This window comes from Bifidobacterium sp. A11, from assembly GCF_000499185.1.
GTDB lineage: Bacteria > Actinomycetota > Actinomycetes > Actinomycetales > Bifidobacteriaceae > Bombiscardovia > Bombiscardovia mizhiensis.
In genome coordinates this window covers 53,149-75,818 of record NZ_AWUO01000009.1, presented here as the reverse complement: position 1 = coordinate 75,818, position 22,670 = coordinate 53,149, and the positions used below count along the sequence as shown (strand labels likewise).

Genomic DNA, 22,670 nt, shown 5'->3' with positions numbered 1-22,670 from the left:
TTCGAACCGCCGGGTTCTTTCGTCATGGAAGACCCATAGGATGAGTAACCATGAAGGTTGCCCAATTCGCCTGTGTGCTCTTTGATCTGGACGGGGTACTGGTGCCCACGACCGTCCTGCACAAGGCCGCCTGGAAGGCGTTGTTTGATCAGGTCCTGCCCTCGAACGTCCCGGCTTATACGGAGCAGGACTACTACGCCTATGTGGATGGCCGGCCCCGCTATGACGGTGTCGACGCCCTGCTGCGCAGCAGGGGCATTGAACTGGACTGGGGCAGCCCTAATGACGATCCGCAGCTGGACACCGTCTGCGGATACGGCAATCGCAAGAATATGACCTTTGAGCGGATGCTGAAGCAGAAGGGCATTGATCCCTACCCGGATACGGTGGATCTGCTCAGGCACCTGCGCACCGACAAGAAGCGTCTGGCTGTGGTATCCAGTTCGCGCAACACGGCCGAAGTCCTCCAAGCAGCTGGTATCGCTGGATACTTCGACACCGTGGTGGACGGCAACCTCAAGGACGAGATGGGTCTTCAGGGCAAGCCGGCCCCGGACACCTACGCCTATGCGGCCAAGGTGCTGGGCCTGCGCAATGAGGATGCTGTTGTGGTCGAGGATGCCCTCTCTGGTGTAGCCGCCGGCCATGCGGGCAGGTTCGGCCTGGTCGTGGGCGTGAACAGGGGTGCCGGCCGCGAGCAGCTGCTCAAGGCGGGCGCGGACCTGGTGGTGGATCAGCTGATCGAGCTGATCGACGACGATGCCAGCGAGCGTGCACAGGCGGAGGATCCGGACCTGGATGAGAATCGTTTTCCTGTCGAGGGCTGGGGTCTGAGCGAGGTCGGTCGGCCCGATGCTGTCAGTGCCACGGTTTTCTCGGTCACCAATGGCTCCGTCGGTGTCAGGGGCGAAGGCGGTGGGGAGCGCTGCCTGGGCAACGGCACCTTCCTGAGCGGCTTCCATGACACCTTCCGTATAGCCCATCCCGAAAGCGCCTACGGATACGCCCAAGTGGGTCAGCTCATCCAAGGGGTGCCCGATGCTTCGGATTTCACCCTCAAGGTGGAGGGGCTGCCCCTGGGTCGGCCGGAGAAGACAACGCAGCGTTTGGACTTCCGAACCGGAATCGCAACCACCACCAATCTGTACGATCTGGGCCACGGCATTCACCTGAAGACCGTGCTCACCCGCATGGTCTGCCTGTATGACCGCAGCCTGAGCGTCTGCACGCTGACCGTTGAGTCGCCTGACCGGGACATGGCTGTGGTGGTCGATGGTCCGGTCAACGCCGACAACCCCCGCCATGTCAACTCCAGCGACCCCCGCAAGTCGACCTTTGTGGACGGCTGTGGAATCCATGAGGTGCTGGACAATGCGGTCTATGGTGAGCTGAGTGCGGATTGCAGGGTCTTCCGCTGCAATAATTCACGGCTCAGTCTGGCCTTGGGTGTCAGGCAGTTCAGGGATGGTCGGCCTGTCGAGGGCTCCGGTTGGCGCATGGACGTGCCCAAGGGCGGTTCCACCCGTCTGGTCCGTTACGCCGTCTACCGCAGCCACCCCATTCTTCCGGCCGGCACCAGCGGCAACGGTCTGGTCGTGCAGACCCGCGGCGAGGGGACCAGGAATCTGGTCGAGGACTGCCGAGATCGGCTGGAGGAGGTCAGCACCCTCTCTGTGGAGGAGCTGGAGCGGCGTCAGCGGGAATGGCTGGATCGATTCTGGGAGCGTCAGGATATCCGCATCCAGGCCGACGATGGCGGTCGTACCCAGCAGATGGTGCGTTGGGAGCTCTTTCAGCTGGCCCAGTCCACGGCCCAGATCGAGAACGGTGTGGGTGCCAAGGGTCTGAGTGGGTCTGGCTACAGTGGCCACTACTTCTGGGACACCGAGATCTACATTCTCCCCTTCCTGATTTATTCGGCACCTGCTCGGGCAAGAGCCGTCCTCCACTACCGCTACCTGATGCTGCCGGCGGCCAGGCGTAGGGCCTGCGCACTCAACCTGAACGGCGCCCTTTTCCCCTGGAGAACCATCGACGGCGAAGAGGCCTCCGCCTACTTCCCCACGGGCACGGCCCAATACCACATCGATGCCGATGTCGCCTACGCGGTGGCCCAGTATGTGCAGGTCACCGGCGATGAAGACTTCCTGCAGGCTGAGGGCATCGACATCCTGGTGGAGACAGCCCGTCTCTGGATGAGCCTGGGACGTTACAAGGAGGACGGCCGCTTCCACATCCACTGCGTGACCGGCCCAGACGAATACACGGTCCTGGTTGACGACAACCTCTACACCAATCAGATGGCCCGATTCAACCTTCTGGCCGCTTACAAGGGCTACCAGCACCTACGGGAGAAGCATCCGGATCTGATCGGTGGCATACGCGAAAGGCTGCACTTCGACGACGAGGAGGCCGACAAATGGTCCAGCGCGGCTCAAGCCATGTTCGTCCCCTTCGACGATCAGGAGGGTGTCCATGCCCAGGATGCCCAGTTCATGCAACGCCCTCGCTGGCATTTTGACCGGTTCACGGCCAGACCCCTGCTGCTGCACTACCATCCGCTGGTCATTTACCGGCACAAGGTGCTCAAGCAGACTGACGTGGTTATGGCTCTCTATCTGCTCAGCTCCTGGTTCACTCCGGAGCAGAAGCGGGCCGATTTCGACTACTATGATCCGCTGACCACCGGGGATTCGACCCTGTCAGCAGCTTCCCAGTCCATTCTCGCCGCAGAGGTAGGGCATGGCCAGCTGGCCATGCAGTACTTCCGTCGGTCCTTGTTTACGGACGTGGACGATCTGCATGCCAACACGACCGACGGCATCCACTTGGCTGCCTGCGGAGGCGTCTGGTCCAGCCTGGTCTGCGGCTTCGGCGGCCTGCGGGACACCGGCGGGACCGGGCTGAGCATTGACCCCCACCTTCCTTCATCCTGGCGCTCGATGACCTACGAGCTGGAAGTGCGGGGCACCAGGTTCCAGGTTGCTGTAACGACGGACGGTGTCGATCTGAAGCGCCTGTCAGGACCCGAGCTGGATCTTCTGGTTCAGGGACATCCACGCCACATATGACCTACGGATTCTGTGCCTAGACACACTCGGGATCAATGAAGTAAGCAGCTGCCGGGCTGATCGCGGATGACTGGAACCTAAAGCTACAGACTCGAGTGGGTCTGTAGCTTCAGGAACAGTTTTCAAGAAAAACTAGAAGTGAAGATACCATGATCTGATTCACTCATAGCCCAGGTCTAAGTTTTACTGGTCGTGTCCTCTGTTGCGGTACCAGTGAACACATTTATTGGAGCACCAACGCACGATTATGGGATTGTATTCGTGTGAAGCTTCGTCCTGGTTGTCTGCATGCTGCCGCTCAGCGGGTCAGGGTGCGCTTCAGAATTCGGTACTCGCTCTCGGTGATGGGCATGATGGAGCCGTGACGCTTGGTCAGTCGGCCGAAGTTCATATCTGTAACCAGATCCCAGTCCTGCCGCTCTCTGGAGGACAGATCGGCTGAGCGGAAGGGTAGGTAGCCCCGGCCTTCGGCGAACTGGTCGCAGATCAGGCCGAAGGGCATGGCTCGGCCGTCGGGTCCGGCGGTGTCGGCATCGTTGTAGAGGAAGAGCTCGGGGCCCTCCAGATACCGTGAGGAGTAGCGTCCCTGGCCGAAGATGTCGGTCAGATTGGACAGGTATGACCAGGCCTGGTCGTCGTCGGTACGCACCAGCTCATGGGTGACAGCGTAGGGGTTGCGGGTGCGTTCCAGGGTGATCTGGTCATCCTTGGAGGCCCGGTACCACCAGCCGTCGGGCGCCTTGAGCATGGTCGTGTCGATGATCCCGTTGCTGCGGTCGATCCATTTGACCGGGCGGGAGAAGGAAACCAGATCGGTGCTGGTGGCGTAGTACATGTTGATGCCGTCGCCCAGCTCGTTGGCCAGGTCGGATGCGGCCGGGTCCTCGGCGCTGTCGGCGGCCGCCGTGGCCCAGAAGACTATCCACTGCTCCCTGTCGGCATCCCAGCAGGCCTCCGGTGCCCAGGCCATGCCAGCCTTGGGTATGGCCGAAGCCACGTCCACCAGGCGCGGTCTGCCCCAGTGGGCCAGGTCCGGCGAATCCCAGATGACCAGGCCGGTGGATCCATCCACCGTGGACCGGCCCTCCTGCCAGCCGCCCCTGTGGTAGACGGATAGGTCGGTGGCGATGATGTGGAAGAGGCCGTCTGGTCCCCGGACGATATAGGGGTCGCGCACGCCACCCTCGCCCTCGCTCCAGGTCAGCACCGGGTCTCCCTGGGCTCGCAGGTCATGCCAGTGCAGGCCGTCCCGGCTGAGGGCGAAGTAGAGCTGCTCATCCGTCTCGGCCTGTTCGTGTCCGGTGAAGTGGACGAAGAGGTAGGCGCTGGTCGCCTCGAACGAGGGTTGCCAATCCGTAGACATGTTCCACCTTTCCTGTTTACGGCAACGGTACCGCGGCGGCAGGGGACTGGCGGACAGGCGGCGGGTGCTTCTTCGCTCTTCCGTTCCGGCCGTTCCGGGGCCGTCAGAGGTGATTCTAGCTGCCGACCTTCCTTTTGGCAGAGCCGGTCGTCCGGGCGGGTCGCGGTTTGGGCCGCATGAACTCCTAGACTGTGGACCATGAGCAAGCATCATCGCGACCGCAGCTGGGCTCCCGACCCCGAGCCACTGCCCGAAGGCATCGGAGTCATCGACGATCACACCCACATGGCCTCCGTGGTCCCCTTCGCTAAGGAGATGGATCGGCAGGCCAGGGAGCGCGGGCAGGATCCCGTCCCCGTCCGCACAGTCGACCAGCAGCTGGAAAGGGCCAGGGCTGTGGGGGTGGTCGGGGCCATCGACGTGGGCTGCGAGCTGCCCAACCTGCAGACGGCTGTGGACCTGGCCCTGGCCCATCCCGGGGTGGTCCACGCGGCCCTGGCCATCCATCCCAATGAGGCCGTCCTGCACGGCTATCGAGGGGTGCCGGGCCCGGATGGACTGCCATTGAAATATCAGCCTTGGCATGATGTTTCTTTCGAGCAGGCGCTTGAAGAGGTAGCCCGCCTGGCCCGCGCATATCCCGACCAGGTGGTGGCCATCGGGGAGACGGGTATGGACCTCTTCCGAACCGGTCAGGGGGCCGAAGAGATCCAGCGGCAGGCTTTCCGTGACCACATTGCCCTGGCCAAGGAGCTGGATCTGCCCATGCAGATTCACGACCGCGACGCCCATCGGCAGGTTATCGAGACCCTGCTGGAGGACGGTGCTCCCGAGCGCACGATCTTCCACTCCTATTCAGGTGATGCGCAGATGGCTCAGGTGGCCGCCGAGCACGGCTGGTATCTGAGTTTTTCGGGAACGGTCTCCTACAAGGGCAACGAGGGAATCCGCCAGGCCCTGTCCGTGGTCGGCATGGACCACATCATGGTGGAGACCGATGCGCCCTACCTGAGTCCCATGCCCTACCGGGGACGCACCAACTCCCCTTACATGATTCCCTACACCCTGCGTGCCATGGCCGATGCGCTGGACTGCCCCCTGGACCAGGTGGCCCGAGCAACGGCAACCACCACGCGCCGGGTTTATGGCCTGTGAGGGAGGTCCGACGGACGGTGCCAGACCGGGATTAAGCTTATGGAGTGTCGCGGTCTGAATCGCCCCCGCCAAGTGTGGGGGGAGAGTGCTACGGTTGTCGTCGCACGTGTGCGCGAACAGCAACATACGGCACCCGGAAGTAGATGAGTGAAGGCATTGGCCGATGGAGGGCTCTATGGCGGATGAGCGGCATGAGTTGGCGGCTCAGGATGATGGCAGGGGCGCTGACGAACCACCCCGGTTATCCGGTGAAAAAGCGGCGAAGCCGACGACGGCCCATCGTAAGGGTCGACCGACGAAAGAATCGATACTTCCTCAGGAGAGCTTCACCAAGGCTCCCAAGATCTCGGCCAAGTCCCGCACCCGGGAAGAGGAGAACGAGCTCAAGCGGGTTCGGCGCGAGGCCCAACGGGCGGCCCAGCGTCGCCGCACCCCGCCGAAGGGTCCTCTGGGCCGCTGGTGGCGGCGGGTGCAGTCCTCGCCAGACAGAATCAGCCTGGGCATGTGCATCGTGGCCCTGGGCGTGGTCTACGGCGACATCGGCACCTCGCCCCTGTACACTATGCAGGCCTTCGTGGCCGGTCAGGGCGGCATGGCCCGTGTGGACAGGCCGGCCGTGCTGGGCATGCTCTCCCTGGTCTTCTGGTCCATCACGCTGATCACCACGGTCAAATACGTCCTGGTGGCCATGCGCATCGACAACAAGGGCGAGGGCGGCATCTTCGCCCTGTACACCTTGGTTCGGCACTACGGCAAATGGCTGGCCATCCCGGCCATGGTCGGCGGCGCAGCCTTCCTGGCTGATTCGGTGCTGACCCCTGCGGTCTCCATCTCCTCGGCAGTCGAAGGCCTTAAGACCATCCCCATCCTGACTCCGATCTTCCGTGAAAACGGGAACCTGACCATGGTCATCACTTTCGTGATCATCCTGATCCTGTTTGCCGTCCAATCGCGCGGAACCGAGCGGATCGGCAAGGTCTTCGGCAGCGTGGTCATGGTCTGGTTCGCCTTCCTGGCCCTGATCGGCATATACTGCATCGGCAACGACTGGTCCATCTTCGAGGCCCTGAACCCGGTCTACGGGATTCGCTTCCTCTTCAGCCCGCAGAACCCGGTGGGCCTGACCATTATGGGCACGGTTTTCCTGTCGACTACGGGAGCCGAGGCCCTCTACTCCGACATGGGCCACGTAGGCCGCGGCAACATCTACGCCACCTGGCCTTTCATCAACATCGCCTTGGTCTTCAATTACTTCGGCCAGGGGGCGTGGATTCTGCGCAACACCGACAATCAGGCCCTGCAGGGCGTGGACGGACTCAACCCCTTCTTCCAGATGATGCCCACCACCGTGCGCTACGTGGCGGTTCTTCTGTCGGTGACGGCCGGTGTCATCGCTTCGCAGGCCCTGATCACGGGCGCCTTCACCATGGTCTCGGAGGCCACCGGCCTCAACTGGATGCCCCACCTGCAGGTACGCTACCCGGCGCGTACCCGCGGCCAGCTCTACATCCCCACCATCAACTGGGTCCTGTGCGCGGCCACGCTGACGGTGCTGGCCATCTTCAAGGATTCCGAGCACATCTCGGCCGCTTATGGACTGGCCCTGACGGTGACCATGATCACCACCACCGTCCTGCTGGCCGACTACATCTGGCACGACGGCAAGCGCGTGTTCTCTCTGCTCTTCGCCTTGGTCTTCCTGGCCATCCAGATCCTCTTCTTCATGGCCTCCATGGCCAAGTTCATGCACGGCGGCTGGTTCACCATGCTGCTGACTGCGGCCATCCTCTACATCATGTACACCTGGGACGTGGGCACCAAGGTGGAGCGCTCGCAGCGGCGGCATATGACGGCCAAGGAGTGCCTGCCCGCCCTGGAGATGCTCCACAACGACTTCCGCGTTCCCTACTACGCAGACAACCTGGTCTATCTGACCTCGGATGCGGAGATGCGGCGGCTGGACACCGACATCTTCTTCTCCATCTTCGCCAACCGGCCCAAGCGGGCCCGGGCCTGGTGGGCCGTCTCGGTCCAGACTACTGACGCCCCCTACACCCGCAAGTATTCGGTGGAGAACTTCGGCACCAACTACCTCTTCCGTGTGCGTATGAGGCTGGGCTTCAAGGTGGATCAAAATGTGGCCACCTACCTGCACCAGATCATGCACGAGCTGATTGACAGCGGCGAGCTACCCAAGCAGCCCTCCATCTATCCCAAGGTGGACGAGGATCCGCAGATCGGCACGGTCACCTATGTGCTGGTTCATAAGGCCCTGATGCCCGAGTCCAAGATCGACTCCCGCGGTGCCTTCTCGCTGAAGGTCAAGTACGCCATCCGCAAGGTGGCGGGCTCGCCGATCAAGTGGTTCGGCCTGGCTCCCTACAACCCCATCGTGGAGGTGCAGCCCCTGTTCGTCTCCACCAGGGCGGTTCCCAAGCTGACGCGCGTGGTCCTGCCCTCCCGCAAGATCAAGGGCGGCAAGCACCACAAGGGCTGAATGAGTGGAATCTCACCCCGGGGAGCCTGGCTCAAATCGAGTCCGGGCCATAGAATTGACGGCATGGAACCTGGTGCCCGGCCTTTCCGGGCTACCGTCGAAAGGTGATGTGATGACACAAGCTCAAGCCAATATCGGAGTCGTGGGTCTGGCCGCCATGGGTGCCAGCCTGTCCAGGAACCTGGCACGGCACGGCAATACCGTAGCGGTCTACAACCGCCACTATTCGCGCACCGAGACCCTGATCAACGATCATGGCCAGGAGGGCCGGTTCGTTCCGGCCAAGACCCTGCAGGAGTTCGTGGCCTCGCTGACCAAGCCCCGTACGGCCATCATCATGGTCAAGGCCGGGGATCCCACCGACCAGATGATCAATGACCTGGCCGACCTGATGGAGCCCGGTGACATCATCGTCGATGCCGGCAATGCTTACTTCAAGGACACCATCCGCCGGGAGAAGGCCATCCGGGCCCGTGGGCTGCACTTCGTGGGCTGCGGCGTCTCGGGCGGCGAGCAGGGCGCCCTCCTGGGGCCCTCCATGATGCCCGGCGGGACCGATGAGTCCTGGAAGACCCTGGGGCCCATCCTGGAGTCCATCGCCGCCAAGGTCGATGGGGAACCCTGCGTCACCCACATCGGCACCGACGGTGCGGGCCACTTCGTCAAGATGGTCCACAACGGCATCGAGTACGCCGACATGCAGGTGATCGCCGAGTCCTATGACCTGATGCGCCGGGGCCTGGGCATGGAGCCCGAGGCCATCGCACAGGTCTTCGAAGAGTGGAACCAGGGGGATCTGAACTCCTACCTGGTGCAGATCACTGCTGAAGTGCTCCATCACACCGATGCCACTACTGGCAAGCCCTTCATCGACATCGTCACCGATCAGGCCGGCATGAAGGGCACCGGCACCTGGACCGTGCAGACTGCGCTGGACCTTGCCGTGCCTGTAACCGGCATTGGCGAGGCCGTCTTTGCCCGGGGGCTGTCCTCCTCACCCGAGCTGCGCAGCCAGGCGGCCCAGGAGGGCCTGAAGGGGCCGCAGCCTAAGGCCGTCATGGCCGACCTGGCCGCCGACCCCGAGGCTCGCAAGTCCTTCATTGAGGACATCCGTCAGGCCCTCTACGCCTCCAAGATCGTGGCCTACGCCCAGGGGTTCAACGAGATGCAGGAGGGCGCCCAGGTCTACGGCTGGAAGCTGGACATGGGTGCCATCGCCCGCATCTGGCGCGGCGGTTGCATCATTCGGGCCAAGTTCCTGAATCGGATCTCCGATGCTTACGCCTCTGGCCGTGAGCCGGGCTCCCTGCTCTTCGACCCCTTCTTCAAGCAGGCGGTCGAGCAGGCCCAGGATTCCTGGCGGCGTGTCGTGGCCCGTGCCACCCAGGCCGGCATCCCCATCCCCGTCTTCGCCAGCTCCCTGTCCTATTACGACGGGTTGCGTTCCGATAGGCTCCCTGCCGCCCTGATTCAGGGCCAGCGTGACCTCTTCGGCGCCCACACCTATGGGCGCGTGGATCAGCCAGGTGCCTTCCACACCCTCTGGGCCGAGGACAAGTCCGAGATCAAGCAGGACTGAGCTTCTCGCCAGAATCGCAAGGGGTCCGTGCAGCCGCTGAGACGGCAGCGCGGACCCTTTTTGTCATCCTGTCAGCGGATCTTGGCTGTGGATTCCCGGATCACCAGCCGGCAGGCGGCAGTCGTCTGGGTGGGGGGATGATTATCGTCGCCGCCCTGCAGGCGGGCCAGCAGGGCATCCACCGCCTTGCGTGCCAGGTCGTCCTTGTCGGTGCTGATGGTGGTCAGCGAGGGTATGTAGGACTCTCCCTCCTGGATACCGTCGAATCCCACGACGGCCAGATCCCGGGGGACCTCCACGCCGCATTCGTGCAGTCCACGAATCAGACCTAAGGCCAGAGAGTCGGTCATACAGAAGATGCCGTCAAAGGGCTGGCCGGATGTGTCCGCCAGATGATGGCCCAGGTCGCGCGCCATTTCCCCGTCCCAGCGGTCCAGGGGCAGGAAGTCTTTGGGACGGGCCTTGATTCCGGCGTCCTTCAGAGCCTTTAGGCAGCCGGCCACTCTGCGACCGCGAACCGAATGCTGTTGGACCGGATCGGTGCTGGCTGTCATGTCGGCGCCCACCACGCCTATATGTCGGCATCCGCAGTCCAGTAGGTGCCGCACGGCCATAGCGGCTCCCTCGAATCCGGCGGTCATGACTGAATCGAAGACCGGCTCTGATGAGGGATCATCCAGCAGAACCAGAGGCTTGCCATCGGCCAGCTCCTGCATCTCTTCATTGGTGATGCTGCCTGGACTGAAGATGGTGCCGTCGCAGAGCTGGCTGGTCACATGCCGGAGTATGGAGACCTCGTCCTGTTTGGAGTTGGAGGTCTGCTGGATGATGGCCTGCATGCCGTGGGCGTTGATCTGCCGGGAGATGGCCGCACTCATCTGCGCAGGGTAGGGCTTGTCCAGCTCGAAGATGGCGACGCCGATGATGCCGCTCTTGCCCGAGCGCAGGCTTCTGGCTGACAGGTTGGCCGAGTAGCGGAGCTTGCGGGCGGCGAGCAGAACCCTGCGCCTGGTGTCATCCGCTATGCGTGTATCGCCTCGAAGGGCATAGGAAGCAGTGGCTCGAGAGACTTGCGCCTCCTTGGCCACATCGCTCATCGTCACCATCTCGCACCTTTCCCGGGGTTCAGCCATTATCTTAGGCACATCGGGGTCTTGGCAGAATGTAATTGACACGATTCAACCAACGTGCTATACCATATTGTGACAGCAGTTGAATCGTGTCAATTCGCGGGCCTCGACGTTGAACAGCCCGGACGGATGTTCAGAGGATTGATTGCAAGGAGGAGTCATGAAGCTGAAGCGAGCATGGAAGGGCATAGCTGCGGCGCTTGGGGTCGGCATGGTGGTGTCGGCCATGGGTGCCTGCGGGGCTGGTGGCGCTGACGGATCCAAGACCACGCTGACCTTCCTGTCATGGAACAACGAACAGGTGATGAGGCCATACATCGACCAATTCGAGCAGGAGAACCCCGGGATCAAGGTGGACTTCAGCTACTCGCCGCCGACCCCTGAGTACATCCAGACCCTGCAGACCCGGCTGGTCGGCAACCAGGCCCCGGATGTGTTCGTCATCACCTCCGAGAACAAGGCTGACCTGATCAAGAACGGCTACGTGCGAGACCTGACCGAGGAGCCCTTCATGCGCAACATCTCCAAGGCCAACAAGGACTTCGTCAGCCACCAGGGCAAGGTCTACGGCATGTCCGTGTCCTCCTGGGCCTCAGGAATCGTCTACAACAAGGACCTGCTGGCCAAGGCGGGCGCCAAGGAGGTGCCGCAGACCTGGGATGGCTTCCTGCAGCTGTGCAAGAAGCTCAAGGCCGCCGGGGTCACGCCCTTCCTGGAGACTATCGCCGATGGCCCCAGCAGGATCCCCGACGCCTTCATGGGCTCGCAGTTCGACAGGGACAAGGTCGATGTGACCAGCCTGATCGACCGCCGCCCGCAAAAGCCGGGCAGCGACCAGCGCGAGGCGGCTGCGGCCTGGATGAAGCTCTACGACCAGGGCCTGGTCACCCGGGACACGGTCGGCATCAGCGGCGACGATATGAAGACCCAGTTCATCAACGGCCAGGTGGCGATGATCTGCACCGGCCCCTGGGATCTGCCATCCATCGGCCAGTCCGGGCTCAAGTATGGCATGGCCCCCATGCCGCTCATGGAGAAGGGTATGGTCAACTATGCCCAGGGATCGCCATCGCCCGCCTACGCCATCTACTCCCACCTCAAGGGCGCCAAGCTCAAGGCAGCCCAGAAGTTCCTGACCTTCATGGACAGCCGCTGGGCCCTGCAGCGTTCGGCCGACAACGGGGATGCCATCACCGTCCAGGGGTTCAAGGCCAAGGTCAAGCCTGAGTACGAGCAGGTCTACCGGGCCAACGTGCAGCCGGGCCACTACTTCCTGCTCATGAATTTCTACGCCAAGCCGGATGTGCTGACCACCGTCCGCCAGTCCGAGACCCAGCAGCTGGTCCAAGGATCCATCAACCTGGATCAGTGGGCCAAGGCCATCGACGACAAGATGGCCTCGGTCAAGTAGGAAGGGCTGGATCATGGCTTCCCAATCTGCCTCGGAGCGTGCCAACGCCCATCGGCGGCGCATGCTCGGCCTGCGGCAGGATCTGACCTCCTTCTGGTTCCTCCTGCCTATCCTGGCCGTCTTCGTCATCCTCTTCGCCGTGCCACTGGTGCAGACCATCATCTACTCGGTGACCGACTTCAACGGCTACAGCCTGAACATGCACTATGTGGGCTGGAAGAACTACCACAGCGTGTTCACCGATTCCTCGACCATGCAGGGCCTGGTGTTCACCATCCTGTACGCCGTGGCCCAGACGGTCCTGGTGACCATCTTCGCCATCCCCCTGGCTGTCACCCTGAACCGGAAGTTCTGGGGCCGCAACTTCGCCCGTTCCCTGTTCTTCTTCTTCAGCGTGCCATCGCTGGCCATCATGGGCATGGTTTGGAAGTACATCTTCTCGCCCATGAAGTCAGGCGTCTTCAACACCATCCTGGGTGTCTTCGGTCTGGGTCCGGTGCCCTGGCTGTCCAATTCGACCCTGGCCCGCTGCTGCGTCATCTTCATCGCAGTTTGGGCGCAGATCGGCTGGCACGCCACTCTCTACCTGGCCTTCCTGCAGTCCATTCCCGGCGACCTCTATGAGCAGGCCACGGTGGATGGGGCCACCAGCCGCCAGCAGTTCGTCCACATCACCCTGCCCCAGCTGATTCCAGGCATCGTCACCTCCAGCTTCCTGCTCATGTCAGGAGGCCTCAAGGTCTACGACCTGCCCTACACCATGACCAAGGGCGGCCCCGGGTACTCCACTTATACGGTGACCCAGTCCATCATTCAGCAGGGCATCGGCCAGTCCCAGTATGGGCTGGGCTCGGCCCTGGCGGTCCTGTTCACTCTGGCCACGGCCCTGGTGGTCTTCGCCCAGATGGGTGCCGCCAGCCTGATTTCCAGGAGGTTCCAATGAGCAGCAACAAGAGCTCGACCCTGACCCTGAGCCAGCGGGAACGGCGGCGTTCGACAGTCAGAAGCGTGGTGGTGCTGATCATCGCCCTGATCTGCGCTGTGCCCCTCTGGTACATCCTGATCAACACCTTCAAGACCATCCCCGATATGGCCACCAATCCCCTGGGCCTGCCCAAGCAGTGGACGCTGCGCAACTACACGCGGGCCTTCGCTACAGTGCCCATCGTCCGCAGCCTGGTCAACACCCTGATCGTCACCTTCTTCGGCGTCCTCTTCCAGGTGCTGATCGGAGCCCTGGCTGCCTACGGGATGATCCTGCGCAAGTCGATCTTCACCTCGGTCATCGGGGTGATCCTCATGATCGCCTTCGTCATCCCCACCCAGTCCACCCTGATTCCCCTCTACCGGATGGAGTCCAGCGTGGGGCTGGTCAACACGCTCCTTGGCCTGATCATCATGTACCTGGGCGGCGCGGTCTTCTGCTACTTCCTGATCGTGGGCTACATGCAGTCCCTGCCCTTCGAGGTCATCGAGGCCGCCAGGATCGACGGGGCCGGCCCCCTAAGGATCTTCAGGAGCATCGTGCTGCCTCTGATCAGGCCCATCCTGACCACGGTGGTGGTCTTCCAGACCATGTCGACCTGGAACGACTTCATGACGGCCAACGTCTTCATCAGCAGCTCCAACCTGCGCACCATCGTTCTGCAGGTCTACAACGCGGTCGGCCAGTTCACCACTGATTGGCCCAGCTTCATGACCATTACGGTCCTGGCCCTGATCCCGGTCTTCGTCTTCTTCATCTTCTGCCAGAAGTGGATCGTCTCCGGGCTGGTTGCCGGGGCAGTCAAGGGGTAAGCGACCAGTCGGAAGGTCGTAGTCAATGGCGGCGGTCGGAGGTTCCGGCCGCCGCACTCGTAAGGAATCGGAGTCACAGTCCATGGAGGAATTCGCAAGCGCACAACAAGGGTCGAAGGGGATGGGATTGGCGAGCAATCCCTTGCATCGCTACTGTGCGGACCCGGATCTGGTCATGATCGGTGACCGCTGGTACCTGTACTGCACCGAGGATGGTCTGCCTGATTGGTCCTCGCACGCCTTCTACGTCTATGAATCCGGGGACCTTTGCCACTGGACCCGCAAAAAAATTCTGGACTTGGACCAGGTTCCCTGGTGGCATGGGGGACAGGGTGCCTGGGCTCCCTGCCTGTTGGTGCGCCAGGGACGCTGCATCCTGTATTTTGTGGCTGACGGGCAGATTGGCCAGGCTGTCGCTCCTGAGCCAACTGGCCCATTCCGGGTGGCCCAGGAACCATTCATCGCTCGGGGGGACTACGACTGCCTGCCCATCGATCCCTCGGTCTTCGTGGATGACGACGATGTGCCCTATCTGCTCTGGGGCAATGGTCGTGCCTACATGGGGCGGCTGAGCCCGGACGGCCTGCATCTGGAAGAGGGTTCGGTGCGCTCCGCTGTGCCCGACAACTTCCGCGAGGCTGTCACCATCTGCCGACGTGGGGACACCTACTATGCCTCCTGGTCGGAGAACGACACCAGGGATCCGAGCTACCAGATCCGCTGGTCCAAGGCGCCATCGCTGGACGGGCCCTGGACTACGCCCCAGGTTCTGATCAAGGCCGATCACGCCAAGGGAATCCTGGCCACGGGACACCACTGCATCACCCGTGTGCCAGACCAGGACGACTGGATTGTGGCCTACCACAGGTTCGCCAGGGACGGCCGGGGCGACGGCTGTCATCGCGAAATCGTCTTCGCTCCCTTGGATTTCGCTGATGACGGCGCCATGGTCCAGGTCCGTCCGCAGGTAGGATCCTACTGGTACCCGGCCCGAGACCTGGTCACTCCCTGACGATGGGGTGGCCACCGAAGGCGCTGCGCAGGGCGGAGACCACCTTCATGGTCATGGGGTCCTCGATCTTGGAGGACTGGCGGGCATAGAGGGCCGAGGTGATGGCCGGTGTGGGCACTCCCAGCTCCAGGGCGTCCGCGATCATCCACTTGGTCTCGCCGGTCTCGTCAGCCTTGCCGGCGATTCCGCTCAGGTGCGGGTCCTCCTTCAGGGCCTGGGCCAGCAGGTCCAGCAGCCAGGACTGGATGACCGAGCCCTTGCGCCAGGACTCCACCACTTCGCCCGGCTCCTTGATCAGGTCGGAGGCCTCCAGGACCGCATACCCCTCGGCCAGGGCCTGCATCATCCCGTACTCAATCCCGTTGTGGACCATCTTGGCATAGTGGCCCGCGCCGGTGCCTCCCGCGTGGACCAGACCGTAGTCGCCTTCGGGCTTAAGGGTGTCCAGGATGGGCTGGATCCGGGCCACGTCCTGGTCCGATCCGCCGACCATCAGGGCGTAGCCCTTCTCCTTGCCCCAGATGCCATTGGAGGTGCCTACATCCACCAGGCCTATGCCCTTGGCGGCCAGGGCTTGGGCGTGTTCCTGGTCCTGGGTGAAGCGGGTGTTGCCGCCATCCACGACCAGATCGCCGCGCTCCATCAGATTGCCCAGTTGATCGAGCGTGGACTCGATGGGCTTGCCGGCCGGAACCATGACCCAGATCACTCGTGGGGCCTCGAGGGCCTGGACCAGGGCTTGCAGGCTGTCCACATCTCTGCCCGAGTCCGGCGCGATGTCGTAGCCGACCACCTGGTGGCCGCCGGTGCGCAGGCGGTCTGCCATGTTCTTGCCCATGCGTCCCAGGCCGATCATGCCAATCTTCATAGTGTCAGTTCCTCTCCATTGACTGCAACAGTGTGAAGTTGACCGCGATGGTTGGTGGTCGGCCGCGGTCGGGCCGAATTGTCGGTGCTACTGGCGGGCTGCCTGCCGGGCGCGCTCGGCCTGAACCTGGGCGGTATGCGCCTTGACGTCGCACTGCAGGCCCAGGGTGTCGATGACCTCTTCGGCCTCGATCTCGGGAGACATGCGCAGTCCCACATCGATGGTCAGGTGGATCTCGTCCGGTCCCAGGGGTTCCAGGTCGTCGAATTGGGAACGCAGCATCTGTGGCTTCATGAAGTGGCCCTTCCTCTTGGAGAGCCGTTCCATGATGGAGTCGTAGTCCCCGCTCAGGTGAATGAAGACCACTCCAGGCATCCGCAAGCGGTCACGGTAGATCCGCTTCAGGGCCGAGCAGGTGACGGTTCCGGGCACCCCTCGCCGCATGTGGTCCTCGATCCAATCATGGATGCTGTCCAGCCAGGGCCATCGGTCCTCGTCGTTCAGGGGGATGCCGCGGGCCATCTTGTCGATGTTGGCCTGGGGGTGAAAGTCGTCGGCCTCGGCCATGTCCCAGCCCAGCTTGTTGCCGAGGTGCTCGTTCATCGTGGTCTTGCCACAGCCGGAAACCCCCATGATGACCAGAATAGGGGTGCGGCCTTGGAAGTAGTCCGGGGGAACCGTGTTATCCACCGCCGAGGGGACCTTCGGCTCCGGGTGATCCTCTGCGCTCAAGGCATCGGAATTCTTCAACGTTGTGTCGACCATGTGCAACCTTTCTGAAAAGTAATCTGACAATGACGCTCAGGCGGTGATGGGCACAAAGATGCTGGCGATCATGACCAGGACCAGAACCACTACCGACAGCAGGCATTCCAAAACGGACCAGGTCTTCAGGGTCTCGCCAACGCTCAGGCCGAAGTACTCCTTGATCAGCCAGAAGCCCGCGTCGTTGAGGTGGGAGAGGAAGATGGAGCCGGCGCCGATGGCGATGACCAAAAGTGTAGTGGCTGTGGAGCCGGCGTGCATCATGGTCATGGCGTTGCTGAGGATGCCGGCCGTGGTCAGGATGGAGACGGTGGCCGAGCCTGTGGCGATGCGCACGAAGACGGCGATGACCCAACCCAGCAGGAAGATGGAGATGTTGGAGTGCTCCACAAAGGTGCCGATGATCTTGCCGATGCCGGTGGAGACCAATACGCCCTTGAAGCCGCCGCCTGCGCCCACGATCAGCAGGATGCCTGCCACAGCGGGCAGCGAGGCTCCCAGGGAGTCATTGACGGTCTTCCAGGAGATGCCCGAGGCCGCCTTGAGGACCAGCATGGAGACAATCAGGGCTATGGCCAGGGCCATGACCGGGTTGCCGATGAAGTTGATGGTCTGTGCCAGGCCGTCCGTACGATCCTTGAAGCCGGGAACAGCGATCTCGAAGATGGAGGTCAGCAGCATGAGGACTGCCGGCAGCAGAATGCAGCAGACCGAGATGGCGAAGGAGGGCAGTCGGGTCTCCTCCTTGCCGGCCTGCTCGCTCTTGGCCACGAAGTCGGCTGGTGCCTCGACGGGCACCCAGCGGGAGGCCAGCCGGGAGAAGCCCGGGCCCACGACGACCAGGGTGATCAGGGCGAAGGGGATGCCGAACATCATGGTCAGGCCCACATTGCCGGTCTGCTTGAACTGGCTCAAAGCGGCCAAGGGACCGGGGTGAGGAGGCACGCAGGCGTGCATGATGGACAGGCCCGCCAGGGTGGGGATGGCCACCCGCATCAGCGGAAGCTTGGTACGGCGGGCCACCAGAATGATGACCGGAACCAGAATGACCAGGCCAACCTCGAAGAACATGGGCAGGCCGATCAGGGCGCCAATCAGGGCCATGATCCAGGGGATGGTGGCGGGCTTGGACTTGGCCACCAGGGTGTTGACCACCTGGTCGGTGGCCCCGGTGTCCATGAGGACCTTGCCGATCATGGCTCCCAGGCCGATCAGAATGCCCACGGAGCCCATGGTGGAGCCGAATTCGCCGGTGAAGCTGGTCAGGGTGGCCACGGGACCATAGCCGGAACCGATGCCGACCACCAGGGCGGCACCCAGCAGGGAGACAAAGGGATGAAGCTTAACGACGGTGACCAGGAAAATGAGCACTGCCAGGCTGAGCACCAGACTGATGCCCAATTGGGTGGTGTTCAGGGAAACGGCCTGACTCGCCGCCAGGGTCAGGTACCCTTCGGCTGTCGGCTGCGACGCTAAAAGCATTGCTGCCTCTTCTCTGAGGATGCGAACCGTTCGGCCTGAGCAGCTTTCCGGCTCTTATTTTTGCATTACATAATATCGACAGTGTGATATTACGTATGCCTTAACAGACCATATCTTACACGAACCTGGGACGGTTTGGAAGATGGCATGCTAAGAGCAGGATGGAGCCTCAACATGTTTGCAGAATCGTTTGATCCCTTTGGAAACGAGCCCGGTTGCTAGAGTGGAATTCGTGGAAAGCGCGAGCAAGCCTGATGACAAAACGGCTACAGAAGGCACCCTGCATGACCGGCTCTTGGACCAGTGGGGGGCGGCCATTGTCGATGGCACCATCGCTCCGGGCGACCGGCTGCCCGCCCCGGATTTGGATAGCCAGAGGCCCTCGCGCACGGTCACCCGGGAGGTCACCAGGGTTCTTGAGGCCATGGGTCTGGTCACCGTCAAACGCAAGGTCGGTGCCACGGTCAACCCCCGTCAATGCTGGAACATCTTTGATCCGCGGGTGATTGAGTGGAGGCTGCGCGGATCTGGCCGGGGACGAACCCTGCATGAACTGTCCGAGCTCAGGGCATGCGTGGAGCCCATGGCTGCCCAGCTGGCGGCCAGCAACGCTGATCGGGATCAATGGGCGAAGCTGACACGGGCCGCCATTGACATGGTGGCCAACGCCGACCGGGCCGACGGACCGGACTATCTTCGGGCTGACGAAACCTTCCATCGAACCCTGCTTGAGGCATCCGGCAACGCTATGTTTGCGGCGCTGGGCGATGTGATTGCCTCAGTGCTGTCTGGGCGGACCCGGCATGAGCTTATGCCCAGGAAGGCTGATGAGAAGGCTTTGCGGCTGCACGGCGACGTGGCTGCGCTGATACGTCGGGGCGATGCAGAGGGGGCCCGTCACGCCATGGATTGGATCGTCGACGAATCTGATCGGGCTATCGAACAAATGACTCGAAAAGACCCCGAAGACTCGACCCATGCTGAGGATAAGGAATCTTAGGAGTCCTGAAATCTGAAAAAGGCTCTTGTTGCCGAAGGCTCAGCGCAATTTCGAGGCGGCATCAGCGTCCAGGAGCCAGAGGGTCTCCATGGTGCCCCTGGCATAAGAGGAGGGCACATGGGGATCGTCTGTAGTTCCCAGTGCAGCAGCCACGGCTGAGGCTTTCTCGGCAGTTGAGGTGAAGAGCCAGACCTTGGGGGTCCGGCGGATGAATGGCGTGGTCATGGTGACCCTGAGCGGCGGCAGCTTGGGGGAGTTGCTGACGCCCGTCACCAGCATATCGTCATCCTGCAATCTGACCTCGGACCGGTCGGGGAAGAGGGAGGCATAGTGGCCGTCGGGGCCCACGCCAAAGACGGCCAGATCCATGCGGCCCTCAGGGCCCAGCTGGTCGATGATCTCCTGCTGATAGGCGGCTGCCGCCTGGGTCAGGGCCCGTTCGTTCTCCTCTTGGTCGGCGGCCTCAACCTGGGCTGGGCTACGGGTGTCCACGGGCATCGAATGCACGTTGGTCTGGGGCAGCAGCCCCTGGTCGATCAGCGAGCCATACCAGGCCTGCCGTGCCTGTTCGTCGTTGCGATCCGGGTCTTCCAGACCCACGAACCGCTCATCGCTCCACCAGAGATGGACCCGGCTCCAGTCCACGCTCTGGCTCAGGGGATCGGCACCCATCAGGGCATAGACATCTGCCGCGTCCCGGCCACCGGTCAGCGCCAGGTCGGCCCGATCCTGACGGGCCAGGAGGTCGCCCAGCTCCAGCAGGATCCGAGCTGCGGTGGCTTGATTGAGCAACTTGGTTGTGGCATAAGTCACGACGCGACGATCGGTCATCTGATCCTCCTTGCATGCAGGTGAAGCTGGCTTCAGCCTACACCCAGACGTTTGCATATGAATTGAGTCACTGCAGAGGTCTACTGGTGGTCAACCATTCCCCAGCCGGTGTGGATAACCTCCTGATAGACCTCGTCAGGATCCAGTCGACCCAGTTCCTCGCTCATGCAGTCCACGGCAGAGCGCAGGGGCATGGAGATGGTCTGTGAGGCCTGACCGGGCTGGTTGATCCGGGCCTGGTCGTCGTGGTGGCGCTCCATGCTCATGACCCCGTCCGGGCGTTCGAAGTAGACACCGGTGACCGCCTGAGCCTTTGGATCGCGCTCGACAGTGACCGGCACCTTTAGCTTCAGAGCCAGCCAGGAGGCCAGCAGCTCCAATGGCAGGTAGTGGGCTTGGCCGGTCACCCTGACCGAACGGATGGGCAGGTGGGGCGGTTGTTGCACCATGGAGGTCAACAGCGCTCGCCAGATGGTGATCCTGGTCCAGGACAAATCAACGTCCTGATCGCGTGAATGGGCCAGCAGCCCGGCGAAGGTGGCCTGGCGATCGTCGGCCTCCATGGCATCGGTGATTCTGCTGGCGGCCATGGTCCCGATGGGATCCTGCGAGGGGTCCAGGGGCGGATTGGTGGGCCACCAGACTACTAGAGGTGCATCCGGCACCAGGAGGGGAATGACCAGGGCATCGGAATGGTCCAGCAGGGCTGCCACTGGTCGCAGAACCACCACTTCGCCGGCACCGGCATCCGAGCCGAAACGTATTTCGGCATCCAGCGTGTGATCCCCGTTATGGTCGGTGTTCTTGTAGGAAACGCAGTCTTCTGAGGACTGTGCCGCAGCCGTCCTCTGATCCGCCTCCTGTTGGGCCTGATGGTCTTCGGCATTGGTCACTATGGCGATGACCCGGCAGGGATGTTCCCGGCTTGCGGCGTTGACGGTTTCCAGGGCCGCCTCCAGATGGGCCTGTTCGGTGACGATGACCAGGGTCAGCACCCGTCCCTGGGCGGCTTCACCGCGTTCGACGTGGAGTTCGTCGATCTCCCTGGCGATGGCGGAGGTAGTGGTGTTGTTCAGTCTGACGATCATGGCATCCTCCAGTGGTATCCGTCGCGGGCCAGCATCAAATCAGCCTCTCGCGGTCCCCAGGTGCCGGCGCGATAGGGCTGGGGCTGGCCCTGTCCTGCCCAGAACTCCTCGATGGGGTCCAGGATCTTCCAAGACAGATTGACCTCCTCGGTGGTGGGGAAGAGGGGCGGGTCTCCCAGGAGCACGTCCAGGATCAGCCGCTCGTAGGCCTCAGGGGAGGCCTCGGTGAAGGAACGCCCGTAGGAGAAGTCCATGTTGACGTCGCGCACCTCCATGGCCGAGCCGGGAGTCTTGGCCCCGAAACGCATGGTCACGCCCTCATCAGGCTGTACGCGGATGACCACGGCGTTCGCGCCCAGTTCCCGGGTGGCTGTGGCCTCGAAGGGCAGGTGGGGGGCACGCTTGAAGACGATGGCGATTTCGCTGACCCGCTTGCCCAGGCGCTTGCCCGTGCGCAGGTAGAAGGGGACGCCGGCCCAGCGGCGGGTGTCCACATCCAGCCTGATGGCCGCATAGGTTTCGGTGGTGGAGGAGGGGTCGATTCCGTCCTCGTCCAGGTAGCCGACCACGTGCTGGGATCCCTGCCAGCCGGCCGTGTACTGGCCCCGGGCGGTGTGGGCCGCCAGGTCCTTGGGGATGCGGACTGCCGAAAGGATCTTGGTCTTCTCGGCCGTCAGATCCGATGCCGAGAAGGAGACCGGCTCTTCCATGGCTGTCAGGGCCATCAGCTGCAGGAGGTGGTTCTGGATGACGTCCCGGGCTGCTCCGATTCCGTCGTAGTAGCCGGCCCTGCCGCCAATGCCCATGTCCTCAGCCATGGTGATCTGCACGTGGGAGACATAGTTGGAGTTCCAGACCGGCTCGAACATCATGTTGGCAAAGCGCAGGGCCAGGATGTTCTGCACGGTCTCCTTGCCCAGATAGTGGTCGATGCGGAAGACCGAATCCGGCTCGAAGACCTCGGAGACCACCCGGTCAAGCTCCTTGGCCGATGCCAGGTCACGACCGAAGGGCTTCTCGATGATGACGCGGCGCCAGGCCCCCTCGGTGGAGTGGGAGAGCCCCGACTCGGCCAGCTGACGGGCCACCTGGGGGAAGGCCTTGGGTGGTACCGACATGTAGAAGGCATGGTTGCCACGGGTGCCCCGGACCCGATCCAGCTCCGAGACAGTAGCCGACAGGCGGCGGAAGGCCTCGGCATCGTCGAAGCTGCCCTTGACGAAGCGCATGCCCTGGCTCAGATGTCGCCAGGTGGACTCGTTGAAGGGGGTGCGGCAGTGGGCGCGGACGTTCTCCTCCGCAAAGGCGACGAACTGCTGGTCGCTCCAGTCGCGCCGTCCGAAGCCGATCAGCCCGAAGCTGGCTGGAAGCAGCCCCCGGTTGGCCAGGTCATAAACAGCCGGCAAAAGCTTTTTCTTGGCCAAATCGCCGGTGACGCCGAAAATGACCAATGAGCTGGGGCCCGCGATGCGCGGCATGCGCAGATCGCGCGGATCCAGCAGGGGGTTGTGCCAGGGCGCCTGTCGGCCGCCGTCCTCGTCGGGAGGAGCGGGCTGGTCGGCGGAGCGCGCAAGTGGTGAAGTGTCCATAGTGCTCCTCGTGAAATACCGTGGCTCCCAGT

General features: G+C 62.8%; 16 protein-coding genes and 1 pseudogene. 9 read left to right on the top strand and 8 right to left on the bottom strand.

Going from position 1 to position 22,670, the window contains the following annotated elements; translation table 11 throughout:
* Positions 1-50: 50 nt before the first annotated feature.
* Complete coding sequence (locus tag P273_RS0107300; protein ID WP_024627800.1) at positions 51-3,071, top strand: HAD-IA family hydrolase; 3,021 nt, start codon at positions 51-53, stop codon at positions 3,069-3,071.
* Positions 3,072-3,369: 298 nt separating this feature from the next.
* Here the strand turns inward: P273_RS0107300 and P273_RS0107295 are convergent, their stop codons facing one another.
* Positions 3,370-4,434: a glycoside hydrolase family 43 protein gene (locus P273_RS0107295; RefSeq protein WP_024627799.1), complete on the bottom strand. Its 1,065-nt coding sequence runs from the start codon at positions 4,432-4,434 to the stop codon at positions 3,370-3,372.
* Positions 4,435-4,632: 198 nt separating this feature from the next.
* Here P273_RS0107295 and P273_RS0107290 point away from each other — a divergent pair, with 198 nt between their 5' ends.
* The 3 genes from P273_RS0107290 to gndA all read left to right on the top strand — a co-directional run bounded on the left by P273_RS0107290 (position 4,633) and on the right by gndA (position 9,665).
* Positions 4,633-5,589: a TatD family hydrolase gene (locus tag P273_RS0107290; RefSeq protein WP_024627798.1), complete on the top strand. Its 957-nt coding sequence runs from the start codon at positions 4,633-4,635 to the stop codon at positions 5,587-5,589.
* Between the two features lie 175 nt (positions 5,590-5,764).
* Complete coding sequence (locus P273_RS0107285) at positions 5,765-8,086, top strand: KUP/HAK/KT family potassium transporter (RefSeq protein ID WP_024627797.1); 2,322 nt, start codon at positions 5,765-5,767, stop codon at positions 8,084-8,086.
* A 112-nt stretch (positions 8,087-8,198) separates the two neighbouring features.
* Positions 8,199-9,665, top strand: a complete 1,467-nt coding sequence (gene gndA, locus P273_RS0107280; protein ID WP_024627796.1) for an NADP-dependent phosphogluconate dehydrogenase — start codon at positions 8,199-8,201, stop codon at positions 9,663-9,665.
* A 71-nt stretch (positions 9,666-9,736) separates the two neighbouring features.
* On the opposite strand, the gene P273_RS0107275 is transcribed toward gndA, so the two are convergent.
* Positions 9,737-10,771 (bottom strand): LacI family DNA-binding transcriptional regulator, encoded by a 1,035-nt coding sequence (locus tag P273_RS0107275; RefSeq protein WP_024627795.1) that lies wholly within the window; start codon positions 10,769-10,771, stop codon positions 9,737-9,739.
* A gap of 184 nt (positions 10,772-10,955) precedes the next feature.
* Between P273_RS0107275 and P273_RS0107270 the strand changes: the two genes are divergently transcribed.
* Genes P273_RS0107270 through P273_RS0107255 form a run of 4 tightly spaced genes read left to right on the top strand, consistent with a single transcriptional unit; the run spans position 10,956 to position 15,015 of the window.
* Complete coding sequence (locus tag P273_RS0107270) at positions 10,956-12,206, top strand: ABC transporter substrate-binding protein (RefSeq protein ID WP_024627794.1); 1,251 nt, start codon at positions 10,956-10,958, stop codon at positions 12,204-12,206.
* A gap of 13 nt (positions 12,207-12,219) precedes the next feature.
* Positions 12,220-13,149, top strand: a complete 930-nt coding sequence (locus tag P273_RS0107265) for a carbohydrate ABC transporter permease (RefSeq protein WP_024627793.1) — start codon at positions 12,220-12,222, stop codon at positions 13,147-13,149.
* Entirely contained in the window at positions 13,146-14,003 is an 858-nt protein-coding gene (locus tag P273_RS0107260) for a carbohydrate ABC transporter permease (RefSeq protein WP_029676288.1), read from the top strand. Before P273_RS0107265 ends, P273_RS0107260 begins: the two co-directional genes overlap by 4 nt.
* A gap of 25 nt (positions 14,004-14,028) precedes the next feature.
* The gene (locus P273_RS0107255) at positions 14,029-15,015 is read left to right on the top strand and encodes a family 43 glycosylhydrolase (protein WP_253269594.1); all 987 of its coding nucleotides are present in this window, start codon (positions 14,029-14,031) and stop codon (positions 15,013-15,015) included.
* Here the strand turns inward: P273_RS0107255 and gnd are convergent.
* The 3 genes and pseudogenes from gnd to P273_RS0107240 all read right to left on the bottom strand — a co-directional run.
* Positions 15,005-15,889, bottom strand: a pseudogene (gene gnd, locus P273_RS0107250) (phosphogluconate dehydrogenase (NAD(+)-dependent, decarboxylating)); the annotation flags it as partial. The gene P273_RS0107255 and the pseudogene gnd overlap by 11 nt on opposite strands.
* Positions 15,890-15,970: 81 nt before the next feature.
* A complete protein-coding gene (locus P273_RS0107245) occupies positions 15,971-16,648 on the bottom strand; it encodes a gluconokinase (protein ID WP_024627789.1) in 678 nt (225 codons plus the stop codon).
* A gap of 36 nt (positions 16,649-16,684) precedes the next feature.
* A complete protein-coding gene (locus P273_RS0107240; RefSeq protein WP_024627788.1) occupies positions 16,685-18,130 on the bottom strand; it encodes a GntP family permease in 1,446 nt (481 codons plus the stop codon).
* 232 nt (positions 18,131-18,362) lie between these two features.
* On the opposite strand from P273_RS0107240, the gene P273_RS0107235 reads away from it, so the two are divergent.
* Positions 18,363-19,130: a FadR/GntR family transcriptional regulator gene (locus P273_RS0107235; protein WP_024627787.1), complete on the top strand. Its 768-nt coding sequence runs from the start codon at positions 18,363-18,365 to the stop codon at positions 19,128-19,130.
* 39 nt (positions 19,131-19,169) lie between these two features.
* On the opposite strand, the gene pgl is transcribed toward P273_RS0107235, so the two are convergent.
* The 3 genes from pgl to zwf form a co-directional block, all read right to left on the bottom strand.
* Positions 19,170-19,961 carry a 6-phosphogluconolactonase gene (pgl, locus tag P273_RS0107230; RefSeq protein ID WP_024627786.1) on the bottom strand — a complete coding sequence of 264 codons (792 nt, stop codon included), beginning with the start codon at positions 19,959-19,961 and terminating at the stop codon, positions 19,170-19,172.
* Positions 19,962-20,041: 80 nt separating this feature from the next.
* Positions 20,042-21,049: a glucose-6-phosphate dehydrogenase assembly protein OpcA gene (locus P273_RS0107225; protein WP_024627785.1), complete on the bottom strand. Its 1,008-nt coding sequence runs from the start codon at positions 21,047-21,049 to the stop codon at positions 20,042-20,044.
* The gene (gene zwf, locus P273_RS0107220; protein ID WP_229133471.1) at positions 21,046-22,527 is read right to left on the bottom strand and encodes a glucose-6-phosphate dehydrogenase; all 1,482 of its coding nucleotides are present in this window, start codon (positions 22,525-22,527) and stop codon (positions 21,046-21,048) included. The genes P273_RS0107225 and zwf overlap by 4 nt, the downstream gene beginning before the upstream one ends.
* Positions 22,528-22,670 lie beyond the last annotated feature (143 nt).

Bases quoted from the DNA above. Each gene is read 5' to 3' on its own strand.
- P273_RS0107300 (WP_024627800.1), top strand. From the start codon at position 51: ATGAAGGTTGCCCAATTCGCCTGTGTGCTCTTTGATCTGGACGGGGTA.
- P273_RS0107295 (WP_024627799.1), bottom strand. From the start codon at position 4,434: ATGTCTACGGATTGGCAACCCTCGTTCGAGGCGACCAGCGCCTACCTC.
- P273_RS0107290 (WP_024627798.1), top strand. From the start codon at position 4,633: ATGAGCAAGCATCATCGCGACCGCAGCTGGGCTCCCGACCCCGAGCCA.
- P273_RS0107285 (WP_024627797.1), top strand. From the start codon at position 5,765: ATGGCGGATGAGCGGCATGAGTTGGCGGCTCAGGATGATGGCAGGGGC.
- gndA (WP_024627796.1), top strand. From the start codon at position 8,199: ATGACACAAGCTCAAGCCAATATCGGAGTCGTGGGTCTGGCCGCCATG.
- P273_RS0107275 (WP_024627795.1), bottom strand. From the start codon at position 10,771: ATGGTGACGATGAGCGATGTGGCCAAGGAGGCGCAAGTCTCTCGAGCC.
- P273_RS0107270 (WP_024627794.1), top strand. From the start codon at position 10,956: ATGAAGCTGAAGCGAGCATGGAAGGGCATAGCTGCGGCGCTTGGGGTC.
- P273_RS0107265 (WP_024627793.1), top strand. From the start codon at position 12,220: ATGGCTTCCCAATCTGCCTCGGAGCGTGCCAACGCCCATCGGCGGCGC.
- P273_RS0107260 (WP_029676288.1), top strand. From the start codon at position 13,146: ATGAGCAGCAACAAGAGCTCGACCCTGACCCTGAGCCAGCGGGAACGG.
- P273_RS0107255 (WP_253269594.1), top strand. From the start codon at position 14,029: ATGGCGGCGGTCGGAGGTTCCGGCCGCCGCACTCGTAAGGAATCGGAG.
- P273_RS0107245 (WP_024627789.1), bottom strand. From the start codon at position 16,648: ATGGTCGACACAACGTTGAAGAATTCCGATGCCTTGAGCGCAGAGGAT.
- P273_RS0107240 (WP_024627788.1), bottom strand. From the start codon at position 18,130: ATGCTTTTAGCGTCGCAGCCGACAGCCGAAGGGTACCTGACCCTGGCG.
- pgl (WP_024627786.1), bottom strand. From the start codon at position 19,961: ATGACCGATCGTCGCGTCGTGACTTATGCCACAACCAAGTTGCTCAAT.
- P273_RS0107225 (WP_024627785.1), bottom strand. From the start codon at position 21,049: ATGATCGTCAGACTGAACAACACCACTACCTCCGCCATCGCCAGGGAG.
- zwf (WP_229133471.1), bottom strand. From the start codon at position 22,527: ATGCCGCGCATCGCGGGCCCCAGCTCATTGGTCATTTTCGGCGTCACC.